The 13,550-nt window shown below is 33.9% G+C and carries 10 protein-coding genes; 9 read left to right on the top strand and 1 reads right to left on the bottom strand.

What is annotated here, in order from left to right; translation table 11 throughout:
• The first annotated feature begins 214 nt into the window (after positions 1 to 214).
• From purB to IEU88_RS11985, 6 genes are all read left to right on the top strand, one after another.
• Positions 215 to 1,510: an adenylosuccinate lyase gene (purB, locus tag IEU88_RS11960; protein ID WP_096808889.1), complete on the top strand. Its 1,296-nt coding sequence runs from the start codon at positions 215 to 217 to the stop codon at positions 1,508 to 1,510.
• Between the two features lie 85 nt (positions 1,511 to 1,595).
• The gene (locus IEU88_RS11965) at positions 1,596 to 1,898 is read left to right on the top strand and encodes a YerC/YecD family TrpR-related protein (protein WP_019469593.1); all 303 of its coding nucleotides are present in this window, start codon (positions 1,596 to 1,598) and stop codon (positions 1,896 to 1,898) included.
• A gap of 301 nt (positions 1,899 to 2,199) precedes the next feature.
• Positions 2,200 to 2,892 carry a heptaprenylglyceryl phosphate synthase gene (gene pcrB / locus IEU88_RS11970; RefSeq protein ID WP_103372600.1) on the top strand — a complete coding sequence of 231 codons (693 nt, stop codon included), beginning with the start codon at positions 2,200 to 2,202 and terminating at the stop codon, positions 2,890 to 2,892.
• Positions 2,889 to 5,093, top strand: coding sequence for a DNA helicase PcrA (gene pcrA / locus IEU88_RS11975; protein WP_103372599.1), 2,205 nt, complete (start codon positions 2,889 to 2,891; stop codon positions 5,091 to 5,093). The genes pcrB and pcrA overlap by 4 nt, the downstream gene beginning before the upstream one ends.
• Positions 5,094 to 5,096: 3 nt before the next feature.
• Positions 5,097 to 7,100 (top strand): NAD-dependent DNA ligase LigA, encoded by a 2,004-nt coding sequence (ligA, locus tag IEU88_RS11980; RefSeq protein ID WP_103372598.1) that lies wholly within the window; start codon positions 5,097 to 5,099, stop codon positions 7,098 to 7,100.
• Between the two features lie 12 nt (positions 7,101 to 7,112).
• Positions 7,113 to 8,324 carry a CamS family sex pheromone protein gene (locus IEU88_RS11985; protein WP_096808896.1) on the top strand — a complete coding sequence of 404 codons (1,212 nt, stop codon included), beginning with the start codon at positions 7,113 to 7,115 and terminating at the stop codon, positions 8,322 to 8,324.
• A 91-nt stretch (positions 8,325 to 8,415) separates the two neighbouring features.
• Here the strand turns inward: IEU88_RS11985 and putP are convergent, their stop codons facing one another.
• The gene (gene putP / locus IEU88_RS11990) at positions 8,416 to 9,951 is read right to left on the bottom strand and encodes a sodium/proline symporter PutP (protein WP_103372597.1); all 1,536 of its coding nucleotides are present in this window, start codon (positions 9,949 to 9,951) and stop codon (positions 8,416 to 8,418) included.
• Between the two features lie 384 nt (positions 9,952 to 10,335).
• Between putP and gatC the strand changes: the two genes are divergently transcribed.
• From gatC to gatB, 3 genes are read left to right on the top strand one after another with little or no spacing between them, the layout of a single operon-like run.
• Positions 10,336 to 10,638 (top strand): Asp-tRNA(Asn)/Glu-tRNA(Gln) amidotransferase subunit GatC, encoded by a 303-nt coding sequence (gatC, locus tag IEU88_RS11995; protein ID WP_096808899.1) that lies wholly within the window; start codon positions 10,336 to 10,338, stop codon positions 10,636 to 10,638.
• A 1-nt stretch (position 10,639) separates the two neighbouring features.
• Positions 10,640 to 12,097: an Asp-tRNA(Asn)/Glu-tRNA(Gln) amidotransferase subunit GatA gene (gene gatA, locus IEU88_RS12000; RefSeq protein ID WP_103372596.1), complete on the top strand. Its 1,458-nt coding sequence runs from the start codon at positions 10,640 to 10,642 to the stop codon at positions 12,095 to 12,097.
• A gap of 12 nt (positions 12,098 to 12,109) precedes the next feature.
• A complete protein-coding gene (gatB, locus tag IEU88_RS12005) occupies positions 12,110 to 13,537 on the top strand; it encodes an Asp-tRNA(Asn)/Glu-tRNA(Gln) amidotransferase subunit GatB (protein WP_096808904.1) in 1,428 nt (475 codons plus the stop codon).
• Positions 13,538 to 13,550 lie beyond the last annotated feature (13 nt).

Raw genomic sequence — 13,550 nt, forward strand, 5'->3', positions numbered from 1 at the left:
ATTTTAATGAAAATGGATTTTAATCCTATCCATTATTTTTATGAAACATGTTAAAATTTCTTAAAGAAGGAAGAAAAGGCTTATACATTTAAAGCTAATTCTGTTAAACTAATAGTGAAAAGAACAAACACGAACTTTAATCGTAAAATATTGTTAAATGTACATGTTTTGGAGTTTGTGCACTAAAACTTACGTAAGATAGGAGCTTATTTCAATGATAGAACGTTATTCTAGAGAAGAAATGTCTAATATATGGACGGATCAAAATCGTTATGAAGCATGGTTAGAGGTAGAAATACTAGCGTGTGAAGCTTGGAGTAAATTAGGTGATATACCTGCTGAAGATGTAAAAAAAATTCGCCAAAATGCGAAGGTTGACGTTAACCGTGCAAAAGAAATTGAAGAAGAAACACGTCATGATGTCGTTGCATTTACAAGACAAGTATCTGAAACATTAGGGGAAGAACGTAAGTGGGTTCACTATGGTTTAACGTCAACAGACGTAGTTGACACTGCGTTAAGTTATGTAATTAAACAAGCGAACGATATTATTGAAAAAGATTTAGAAAGATTTATTGAAGTATTAGCGCAAAAAGCCAAAGACTATAAATATACATTAATGATGGGACGCACACATGGCGTACACGCTGAACCGACGACATTTGGTGTAAAAATGGCTTTATGGTATACAGAAATGAAACGTAATTTAGAGCGCTTCAAACGCGTCAGAGAAGAAATCGAAGTAGGTAAAATGAGTGGTGCAGTAGGAACGTTTGCAAATATCCCACCAGAAATCGAAGCATATGTCTGTGAACATTTAGGTTTAGATGCGGCGCCAGTTTCAACACAAACATTACAACGAGACCGCCATGCATACTATATTGCTACATTAGCCTTAATCAGCACTTCTATGGAAAAATTCGCGGTAGAAATACGTAATTTACAAAAAACTGAAACACGAGAAGTAGAAGAAGCATTTGCCAAAGGACAAAAAGGTTCATCAGCGATGCCTCATAAACGTAACCCAATTGGTTCAGAAAATATTACAGGCATCGCACGTGTTATCAGAGGATATGTAACCACTGCATACGAAAATGTAGCATTATGGCATGAAAGAGATATTTCTCATTCATCAGCAGAACGCATCATGTTGCCAGATGTTACGATAGCGTTAGATTATGGATTAAACAGATTTACAAATATTGTAGAAAGACTTACTGTGTTTGAAGACAATATGTTAACAAATATTGATAAAACATACGGCCTTATCTATTCGCAGCGTGTATTATTAGCCTTAATTAATAAAGGGTTAGCACGCGAAGTAGCTTATGATAAAGTACAGCCAAAAGCGATGACATCTTGGGAAACTAAAACACCATTTAGAACATTGATTGAAAATGACTCATCCATTACTGAGTTATTAAGCTCTGAGGAATTAGATGAATGTTTTAATCCTAAACATCATTTAAATCAAGTAGACACTATTTTTAGCCGTGCAGGTTTAGAATGATTGAAATTTTCAAATGAAATGGTTACACTTTAATGTATTAGTACGTTGAACTGAGATTAAATTGAAAGTACAGGGGTTGTTTTTGATGCAAATAGAAAAATTACGAGGAAAAGCATTAGATGAATTATTTGATGCTATTCTTACATTAGAAAATAGAGAAGAATGTTATCAATTCTTTGACGATTTATGTACAGTGAATGAAATTCAGTCATTATCACAACGATTACAAGTCGCAAAAATGATTAAACAAGGTTATACTTATGCGACAATTGAGCAAGAGTCTGGGGCTTCAACCGCAACAATTTCCCGTGTTAAAAGATCTTTACAATGGGGAAATGATGCGTACACAATGATTCTAGATCGCATGAATATTGAAACGACCGATTAATTCATAACTCAATAATCGTAGCATAGCGTGTAATTTACATCATTTCATTTGAAAAGCTGTTGGCAAAGTAACTCACTTTGTTGGCAGCTTTTTTCTGTTGTTAATTTAAAGTGTATTGATAAAATAGGTACAAAGATGTTTATTTTATATATAGTTTATTAAAATGTATATAAGGCGTAGTGATGAAAATAATACGTTAATACAACTTGTTAAAATACACTATATTTTCTTACATCATTTTAGAACTCGCTGATTAAAAATGATATAATCTTATGTATGCTAAAAAAAGGAGTAACATATCATGTATGACATTAAAAAATGGAAACATATTTTCAAATTAGATCCTGCCAAATCCATATCTGATAATGATTTAGACGCTATTTGTATGTCTAAAACCGATGCAATTATTATAGGTGGGACAGACGGTGTTACTGAAGATAATGTTATTCAATTAATGAGTAGAGTAAGAAGGTATCCACTACCTTTAGCTCTAGAAATTTCAAATGTAGAAAGTGTGATGCCAGGATTTGATTTTTATTTTGTACCAACTGTGCTAAACAGCGCAAACGTAAAATATCATAATGGCATACTTTTAGACGCATTAAAATCATTTGGTCACATGATTGATTTTGATGAAGTTGTTTTTGAAGGCTACGTTGTAATGAACCCAGACAGTAAAGTTGCTCAGCTTACACAGGCTAACACTAATTTAACAGAGGACGATATTGAAGCATACGCTCAAATGATTAATGCAATGTATAAATTACCAGTTATGTATCTTGAGTATAGTGGTACATATGGAGAAAGCGAAAAAGTTAAAACAGCAGCAAGCATGTTGACTGATACCCAGTTGTTTTATGGTGGGGGTATTAGTAACCAAGAAGAAGCGGAAGAAATGGCTTCAATTGCTGATACGATTATCGTTGGTGATATTGTTTACAAAGATATTAAAAAAGCACTAAAAACAGTTAAGGTAAAGGAGTCACATAAATGAATGCATTAGTAAATCAGATGAATGATGAACAAAGCCTAGCGGTACGAACTACAGAAGGGCCACTTCTTATTATGGCAGGTGCTGGTTCAGGCAAAACACGTGTCTTGACCCATCGTATAGCTTACTTGCTTGATGAAAAAGACGTGTCTCCCTATAATGTTCTAGCGATTACTTTTACAAACAAAGCAGCAAAAGAAATGAAAGCGCGTGTTGAATCTTTAGTGGGTGAGCCTGCGCAAGTTATTTGGATGTCCACTTTCCACTCAATGTGTGTAAGAATTCTTAGAAGAGACGCAGATAGAATTGGTATTGAACGTAATTTTACAATTATTGACCCTACTGATCAAAAATCAGTTATTAAAGACGTTTTAAAGCAAGAAAATATAGATAACAAAAAATTTGAGCCGAGAATGTTTATTGGCGCTATAAGTAATTTGAAAAATGAATTAAAAACACCGGAAGACGCACAAAAAGAAGCTGAGACATATCATGAACAAATGGTCGCTACCGTTTATAAAGGTTACCAACGACAATTATCAAGAAACGAAGCTTTGGATTTTGATGATTTAATAATGGTTACAATTCGTTTGTTTGAACGTGTACCTGATGTATTAGAATATTATCAAAATAAATTTCAATACATACACGTAGATGAGTACCAAGATACAAATAAAGCACAGTATACGCTAGTAAATCTTTTGGCAGCTAAATTTAAAAATTTATGTGTAGTAGGAGATTCTGATCAATCTATCTATGGATGGCGTGGCGCAGATATTCAAAATATACTGTCCTTTGAAGAAGATTATCCTGAAGCAAAAACGGTATTTTTAGAACAAAATTACCGATCAACTAAAAATATATTAAATGCAGCAAATGAAGTAATCAAAAATAACTCAGAGCGTAAACCTAAAGGGTTGTGGACTGGCAACACATCTGGAGATAAAATCCATTACTACGAAGCTACGACTGAGAGAGATGAAGCAGAATATGTAGTAAAAGAAATTATGAAACATCAACGCAACGGCAAAAAGTTTAAGGATATGGCAATTTTGTATCGTACAAATGCACAATCACGTGTGCTTGAAGAAACATTTATGAAATCTAATATGCCTTATACGATGGTCGGTGGTCAAAAATTCTACGATCGTAAAGAAATTAAAGATTTATTAAGCTATTTGAGAATAATAGCTAATAGTAATGATGATATTAGCTTGCGTCGTGTAATTAATGTACCTAAACGTGGTATTGGTCCATCTTCAGTAGATAAAATTCAAGCTTATGCGAATCAAAATGATATTAGTATGTTTGACGCTTTAGCAGAAGTAGATTTTATCGGTTTATCTAAAAAGGTAACACAAGAATGTATAACTTTTTATGACACGATTCAAAATTTGATTAAACAACAAGAGTTTTTAGAGATTACTGAAATTGTTGAAGAAGTATTAGTTAAATCAGGTTATCGAGATATGTTAGAACGTGAGAAAACACTAGAATCAAGAAGTAGACTAGAAAATATAGATGAATTTATGTCGGTTCCCAAAGACTATGAAGAAAATACACCACTAGAAGAACAGTCATTGATTAATTTCTTAACCGATTTATCTTTAGTTGCTGATATAGACGAAGCGCAAATAGAAGATGGCATAACATTGATGACAATGCACTCAGCCAAAGGATTAGAATTCCCAATCGTGTTTATTATGGGGATGGAAGAGTCGTTATTCCCTCATATCAGAGCGATAAAAAGCGATGATGATCATGAAATGCAGGAAGAAAGAAGAATCTGCTATGTAGCGATTACCCGTGCAGAACAAACATTATATTTAACGCATGCTACTTCAAGAATGCTTTTTGGCAGACCACAATCTAATATGGCTTCAAGATTCTTACAAGAAATACCTGAAGATTTATTGGAAAATGAAAATAAAGCGGCAGTTAAAACACAAAACAATCACTTTAAATCAGCAACCAAACAACCTGAAAAAAGAAGTCATAGTAAACGTGTTGCATCTTCTAAGCAATCACAACAAAATACGAATTGGCATGTCGGTGATAAAGTTATCCATAAATCTTGGGGTGAAGGTATGGTAAGTAATGTAAATGAAAAAAATGGCTCTGTAGAGTTAGATATTATATTTAAATCAGAAGGACCAAAGCGTCTGCTTGCTCAGTTTGCACCTATCGAAAAGAAAGGGGAATAAAATGTGGCTGACATACAATCACGTGTTAATGAATTGCATCAATTATTAAATCAATATAGCTATGAATACTACGTACAAGATAATCCCTCTGTACCAGATAGTGAATACGATAAATTATTGCACGAGTTGATTGAAATTGAAACAAACCATCCAGAATATCAAACAGTGGATTCACCTACTGTGAGAGTGGGTGGTGCAGCACAATCAACTTTTGAAAAAGTGAATCATGATACACCAATGCTTAGTTTAGGCAACGCGTTTAATGAAGAAGATTTGAGAAAATTTGATCAACGTGTACGTGAACAAATTGGTAAAGTCGAGTATATGTGTGAATTAAAAATTGATGGTTTAGCGGTTTCTCTTAAATATGAAAATGGACGATTTGTTCAAGGTTTAACACGCGGGGATGGTATAACAGGTGAAGATATTACTGAAAATTTAAGAACGATACATGCGATTCCTTTGAAAATAAATGAACCTAGAACGTTCGAAGTTCGCGGTGAAGCGTATATGCCTAGAAAATCTTTCTTTGATTTAAATGAAGCTAAAGCTCAAAATGATGAACAACCCTTTGCCAACCCTAGGAATGCTGCCGCTGGATCGCTTAGACAATTAGATTCTAAACTTGCAGCAAAACGGAAATTAAGTGTTTTCTTATATAGTGTGAATGATTTTACACAGTTTAATGCCAATACACAAAGTGATGCTTTAGATGAATTAGACGAATTGGGTTTCAAGACAAATCAAGAGCGTGAGCGGCTTCAAACAATTGAAGAAGTTTTAGAGTATATTGAGAAGTGGACAGAAGCGCGTGAAGGACTGCAATACGATATTGATGGCATCGTTATTAAAGTCAATGATTTAGAGCAACAAGATGAATTAGGATACACACAAAAATCTCCTCGTTGGGCAATCGCATATAAGTTCCCAGCAGAAGAAGTTATCACAAACTTATTAGATATTGAATTGAGTATTGGTAGAACAGGTGTTGTTACACCAACAGCAATACTTGAGCCTGTAAAGGTTGCAGGCACAACTGTGTCTAGAGCTTCTTTACATAACGAAGATTTGATACACGAAAAAGATATTCGAATTGGTGACAGTGTAATTATTAAAAAAGCAGGAGATATTATACCGGAAGTCATTAAAAGCGTATTAGATCGCAGACCTCAAAACGCTGAAGTTTATCATATGCCAACGCATTGTCCTAGCTGTGACCATGAACTTGTTAGAATTGAAGGCGAAGTAGCACTGAGATGTATTAATCCAAAATGCCAAGCACAGCTTGTAGAAGGCATGATTCATTTTGTTTCTCGTCAAGCAATGAATATCGATGGTTTAGGTACTAAAATTATTCAGCAACTTTATGAAAATCATAAGATTAAAGATGTTGCAGATATATTTTACTTAACTAAAGATGATTTGCTACCATTAGAGAGAATGGGTGAAAAAAAGGTAGACAACTTATTAAATGCTATCGAAAAAGCTAAGTCGAATTCATTAGAACATTTACTATTTGGTTTAGGTATAAGACATTTAGGCGTGAAAGCAAGTCAAGTTATTGCTGAAAAATATGGCACGATGGATACTTTATTTGATGTTACAGAAGACTCGTTAATTGAAATATATGATGTGGGTCACAAATTAGCTCAATCGTTAGTGACATATTTAGAAAATGAAGACATTCGTGCGCTTATCAATAAACTCAAAGAAAAAAATGTTAATATGACTTATAAAGGTATTAAAATAAGTGATTTAGCTGGACATCCAGAATTTAGTAATAAGACAATTGTTTTAACCGGTAAGTTATATCAAATGACTCGAAATGAAGCTTCCAAGTGGTTAGAACTTCATGGTGCTAAAGTTACAAATAGTGTTACAAAAAAAACAGATTTAGTGATTGCTGGTGAAGATGCTGGTTCTAAACTTATGAAAGCTGAGCAATTTGGAACAGAAGTGTGGACAGAAGATGACTTTGTCAAAAAACAAAATGAAATAGAGGGATAGAGGAGATAATGCATGAAAAGAACGATTATATTATTTATTTCAGCAATTTTTGTATTATCAGCATGTGGTAACGATAATGATGAGAACAATAAAGAACAGTCAAATGATAATAAACAACAAGAAGAGTCTGGCTCTGTAAAGGAAATTGCTACTGATAAAAATGTACAAGGCAATAATTATAGAACGATTTTACCGTTTAAAGAGAGCCAAGCACGTGGTTTGTTACAAGATAATATGGCAAATAGTTATAATGGTGAAGACTTTGAACACGGTCTTTTAGAATTAAGTAAAGAAGTCTTTCCTACTGATGATTACTTGTACCAAGACGGTCAATATTTAGATAAAGACACAATTAATGCTTATTTGAGCCCTAAATATACTAAATCTGAAGTAGATGCTATGGACGAAGATGAACGTAAAGAAAAGAAAGCAAACGAAAATTTAGGTCTTAACCCATCGCATAAAGGGGAAACCGATCCAGAAAAAATTGCTGAAAATACACCAGCATATCTTTCTAATATTTTAGAGCAAGATTTTTATGCGAGTGGAGATACGAAAGGTAAAAACATCAAGGGTATGACTATCGGATTAGCTATGAATAGTACATATTATTACCAAAAAGAAAAAGATGGCGAAACGTATAGTAAAGATTTAGATGACAAAGAAATTAAAAAGCAAGGCAAGCAAATGGCAGGAGAAATTCTTTCTAGACTCAGAGAACATAAAGAATTAAAAGAGATACCTATCCATTTTGCAATCTATAAGCAATCTGGGGAAAATTCAATTGTCCCTGGGGAATTTATAGCGGGTACTACGGTTGAAGATGGCAAAACGCGTATTAATGAATGGAAGGATATTAACCAACAAACGGCGTTACTACCTTCTGAAGAAGCGGGTAAAGTTGATGAAAACCTAAACAATAATTTCAAACAATTTAATGATGATTTACAGACATATTTTAATAACTTTACGCAAGCAGTGGGTACAGTTAAATTTGATAATAAAAAAGCAAAACAATTAACGGTCGATGTACCTATTGATTATTATGGCGAAGCAGAAACAATTGGTATCACACAATATATAACTGAACAAGCTGAAAAATACTTTGATGATATAGGCGAATATGAAATCCACATTAAAGATGGTAATAAAGCCAAAGCTTTAATAAGTAAATCTAAAGATGATAAAGAGCCACAGGTTCACATTTATAAAAATAATAATTAATATGTGACAAACAATTAAAGCCACACTTTGTAATACTTTTCATGATTACATTGTGTGGCTTCTTAATTATGAAACGATATTATTTGAAAACTTATTCTTTAACAATTTGTTTTACTTTATTTAAATCACGTTCGACAAAAAGGCCGGGCTTTTTCGTGAATTTACTTACTACATAAGTGACAATGACACTGGCTAAAAAACCAGGAATGATTTCATACATGCCAAATATTTCATTAAATGAAGCTAACGGTTTAATCCATGCAATCCAAATAATAACAACTAAAGCACCTGTAACCATACCGCTTAATGCACCGATGTGGGATAAGCCTTTCCAGTAAAGTGAAAGTATAACTAAAGGACTAAATGCAGCTCCGAACCCAGCCCAAGCATTGCCAACAAGGTTTAATATCGTATCATTTGGTGACCAAGCAATCCAGATTGCAATAATAGCTACTAACAAAACGGATAATCTGCCAACCAGGACGAATTCTTTTTCGTGTGTTTTAGCTTTATCTTCGCCTCGGATAAGTTTATAAAAATCTTCCGTTAAAGAACTAGAAGTAACTAATAATTGTGATGAAATTGTGCTCATAATTGCTGCCAAGATAGCTGCTAATAAAAACCCTCCAACAAGTGGGTGGAATAATATTTGGTTCATAATAATAAATAACGTTTCAGGATCTTCCATTTTTATATTATATTGAGGAACAAATGCAATACCAGTTAAACCAACTGCTACTGCTCCTAATAAGCCAACCACCATCCAACTTATCCCTAAGCGTCTAGCTTTTGGTAAAAGTTTATGTGTCTTAATAGACATAAATCGAACAATAATATGAGGTTGTCCGAAATAGCCTAATCCCCAAGCAAATAATGAAACGATACCTAAAAATGTTGTTCCTTTAAACAAGTCCATATTAGTAGGTCTCATAGTGGCAACTTCGCTAAAGGTATCTAAACCATTAAGTTTGATAAGCGCTACGATAGGGACCATAACCATTGCGATTAGCATGATAACACCTTGGAAGAAATCAGTAATTGAAACAGCTAAATAACCGCCAAAAAATGTGTAAAAAATAACTATAGCGGCAACAATAACAAGCCCCCAATGATAATTTAAACCAAAGGCACTTTCAAATAACTTTCCTCCAGAAACGAAGCCAGAATGTGTGTATAAAGTGAAAAAGACAACGATAATGAGACCTGAAATAATTTTTAGATAATTTTTACGGTCATTGAGCCGATTTTTAAAGAAATCTGGTAGTGTAATGGCGTCTCCAGCAATTTCAGTATAAACACGAAGTCGCGGCGCAACTACAAAATAGTTAACATAAGCACCTAGTGACAAGCCTATGGTAATCCACATAGCGGATAATCCTGTACTATAAACAGAACCTGGAAGACCCATAATCATCCATCCACTCATATCTGATGCACCCGCCGAAAGCGCAGTAACATAGGGACCTATACTTCTGCCTCCGAGCATAAATTCACTTAAATTACCTGTCGCCTGTTTATAACCGTAATAACCAATAAATAGTAAAATGATAAAGTAGACAATAATCATAATATACGTTTGCCAAGTTGCATGAACTTGATTGGCTAACGATGTGCCTAGAATCAACATAATTGCTCAACTCCCTTATTTCCGTCATATTAAATTGTGTTACATGAATGATTATACAATGGAATTTATAAATAGAGTGGAAAAATTTCAGAAAATTACAAAAATAACATATGGAATCTAAAATAAAGCCTTACATTTATTGAAAACATGATTTCAAGTTTTATAAAAGTGTATGATTTATTATGCAATGACGACGTTTAATCTAATCATATAAAAGTGACGCGTATGATATTCATTATTTAAGTTACTTAATGTGAAGCAACCTCCTCAAGGATTTTAAAATAAAACGAGGTTATTTGTTGATATTGTTGAAAAGTTTAGATTTTTGAACGAAATTTTGATACAATTTTATAATGAATGAGTAAACAAGGAGGCTTTTATTTAATGGCTAAGGTTACACGTGAAGAAGTAGAGCATATTGCTAATTTAGCTAAACTTCAAATTACCGAAGAAGAAACAACAGAAATGCAAGATACATTAGAAAGTATTTTAAATTTTGCTAATCAAATAGATACAGCAGATACTAGTGCTATTGAGCCAACTTATCACGTATTAGATTTACAAAACGTGTTAAGAGAAGACGAAGCAATCGAGGGCATTCCTCAAGAGCTTGCATTAAAAAATGCTAAAGAGACGGAAGATGGACAATTTAAAGTACCATCTATCATGAATGAGGAGGACGCTTAAGATGACCATCCGTTATGAATCTGTGGAAAATTTAATTAAACTAATAAAAAATAAAGAAATTAAACCTTCACAAGTAGTGAACGATATCTATGATGCTATCGAAGAAACTGATCCAACAATCAAATCATTTCTTGCATTAGATAAAGAAAATGCTATTAAAAAAGCACAAGAATTAGATGAATTACAAGCTAAAGACCAAATGGAAGGAAAACTATTTGGTATTCCTATGGGGATTAAAGATAATATTATTACTGACGGCGTAGAAACAACTTGCGCTAGTAAGATGCTTGAAGGCTTTGTACCAATTTATGAATCTACAGTTATGAATAAATTACACAATGAACAAGCGATTTTAATTGGAAAACTAAACCTGGATGAGTTTGCAATGGGTGGTTCTACAGAAACTTCTTATTTCAAAAAAACTGTAAACCCATTTGATCATAGCGCTGTGCCTGGTGGGTCATCTGGTGGTTCTGCAGCAGCAGTAGCAGCAGGATTAGTACCATTTAGTTTAGGCACAGACACTGGTGGATCAATACGCCAACCAGCAGCATACTGTGGCGTTGTTGGTTTAAAACCAACTTATGGCCGTGTATCTCGTTTTGGATTGGTAGCATTCGCATCTTCATTAGATCAAATCGGACCATTGACACGTAACGTTAAAGACAATGCTTTAGTGTTAGAAGCAATCACAGGTGTGGATGAAAACGATTCTACAAGCGCACCAATCGAAGATGCTGATTTCACTTCAGAAATCGGTAAAGACATTCAAGGTCTTAAAGTAGCCTTACCAAAAGAATATATAGGAGAAGGCGTTTCTGAAGAAGTAAAAGCATCAGTGAAAAAAGCAGTTGAAACATTAAGTGAATTAGGAGCTACAGTAGAGGAAGTATCACTGCCTAATACGAAATATGGTATCCCTTCTTATTACGTAATTGCATCATCTGAAGCATCATCAAACTTATCTCGTTTCGATGGTATTAGATATGGTTATCATTCACCAGAAGCAAAATCACTTGAAGAATTATATAAAATGTCGAGAAGTGAAGGGTTTGGCGAAGAAGTTAAACGCCGTATTTTCTTAGGTACATTTGCTTTAAGTTCTGGATATTATGATGCTTTCTACAAAAAATCACAAAAAGTTAGAACTTTAATTAAAAATGATTTTAATCGTATTTTTGAAAATTATGATGTTGTAGTAGGACCGACGACACCAACAGCTGCATTTAATTTAGGTGAAGAAATTGATGATCCACTTACAATGTATGCGAATGATTTACTAACAACACCAGTCAACTTAGCTGGTTTGCCAGGTATCTCTGTTCCTTGTGGAAAAGCGAATGGGCGTCCAATTGGTTTACAATTTATCGGTAAACCATTTGATGAGAAAACGTTATATCGTATCGCTTACCAATATGAAACGAAATTTAATTTGCATAATGAATATGAAAAATTATAAGGAGTGGAAATCATGCATTTTGAAACAGTTATTGGACTAGAGGTCCATGTTGAGTTAAAAACAGAATCAAAAATGTTTTCTCCATCACCAGCTCATTTTGGGGCAAAACCTAACTCAAATACAAACGTAATTGATTTGGCTTATCCTGGTGTGTTACCAGTAGTCAATAGACGCGCTGTTGATTGGGCTATGAGAGCATCAATGGCATTAAATATGGATATTGCAACAGAATCAAAATTTGATCGTAAAAACTATTTTTATCCAGATAATCCTAAAGCCTACCAAATTTCACAATTTGACCAACCTATAGGCGAAAATGGTTATATCGATATTGAAGTAGATGGTGAAACAAAACGTATCGGTATTACGCGTTTACACATGGAAGAAGATGCTGGTAAGTCAACACATAAAGATGGTTACTCTTTAGTTGATTTAAATAGACAAGGCACACCATTAATTGAGATTGTTTCTGAGCCAGACATCCGTTCACCACAAGAAGCATATGCATATTTAGAAAAACTACGTTCAATTATTCAATATACTGGCGTTTCTGACTGTAAAATGGAAGAAGGATCATTACGTTGTGATGCTAACATTTCCTTACGTCCATATGGCCAAGAAGCATTCGGTACCAAAGCAGAACTTAAAAACTTAAACTCATTTACGTACGTACGTAAAGGTTTAGAATACGAAGAAAAACGTCAAGAAGAAGAACTGTTAAATGGTGGAGAAATCCTCCAAGAAACGAGACGTTTTGATGAATCAACAGGTAAAACAATTTTAATGCGTGTTAAAGAAGGATCAGATGACTATCGTTATTTCCCTGAGCCGGATATTGTACCATTGTACGTAGATGAAGCATGGAAAGAGCGTGTACGTCAAACAATCCCTGAATTACCTGATGAAAGAAAAGAAAAATATGTGAATCAATTTGGATTACCAGCATATGATGCACACGTGTTAACATTAACAAAAGAAATGTCCGACTTCTTCGAAGGTGCAGTAGCCGAAGGTGCAGATGTGAAATTAACATCAAATTGGCTAATGGGCGGCGTTAATGAATATTTAAATAAACATCAAATTGAATTATTAGATACAAAATTAACACCACAAAACTTGGCTGGTATGATTCAATTAATCGAAGACGGTACAATGAGTAGTAAAATTGCTAAAAAAGTATTCCCAGAATTAGCTGAAAATGGCGGCGACGCAAAACAAATTATGGAAGATAAAGGCCTCGTCCAAATTTCTGATGAAGCAACACTACTTAAATTTGTTAACGAAGCATTAGATAACAATCCACAATCAGTAGAAGATTACCAAAACGGTAAAGGTAAAGCAATGGGCTTCTTAGTTGGTCAAATTATGAAGGCATCCAAAGGCCAAGCTAATCCACAACTAGTTAACCAATTGTTAAAACAAGAATTAGACAAAAGATAATCAAATGATTAAT

It is taken from the genome of Staphylococcus nepalensis, assembly GCF_014635045.1.
Lineage (GTDB): Bacteria > Bacillota > Bacilli > Staphylococcales > Staphylococcaceae > Staphylococcus > Staphylococcus nepalensis.

Bases quoted from the DNA above. Each gene is read 5' to 3' on its own strand.
- purB (WP_096808889.1), top strand. From the start codon at position 215: ATGATAGAACGTTATTCTAGAGAAGAAATGTCTAATATATGGACGGAT.
- IEU88_RS11965 (WP_019469593.1), top strand. From the start codon at position 1,596: ATGCAAATAGAAAAATTACGAGGAAAAGCATTAGATGAATTATTTGAT.
- pcrB (WP_103372600.1), top strand. From the start codon at position 2,200: ATGTATGACATTAAAAAATGGAAACATATTTTCAAATTAGATCCTGCC.
- pcrA (WP_103372599.1), top strand. From the start codon at position 2,889: ATGAATGCATTAGTAAATCAGATGAATGATGAACAAAGCCTAGCGGTA.
- IEU88_RS11985 (WP_096808896.1), top strand. From the start codon at position 7,113: ATGAAAAGAACGATTATATTATTTATTTCAGCAATTTTTGTATTATCA.
- putP (WP_103372597.1), bottom strand. From the start codon at position 9,951: ATGTTGATTCTAGGCACATCGTTAGCCAATCAAGTTCATGCAACTTGG.
- gatC (WP_096808899.1), top strand. From the start codon at position 10,336: ATGGCTAAGGTTACACGTGAAGAAGTAGAGCATATTGCTAATTTAGCT.
- gatA (WP_103372596.1), top strand. From the start codon at position 10,640: ATGACCATCCGTTATGAATCTGTGGAAAATTTAATTAAACTAATAAAA.
- gatB (WP_096808904.1), top strand. From the start codon at position 12,110: ATGCATTTTGAAACAGTTATTGGACTAGAGGTCCATGTTGAGTTAAAA.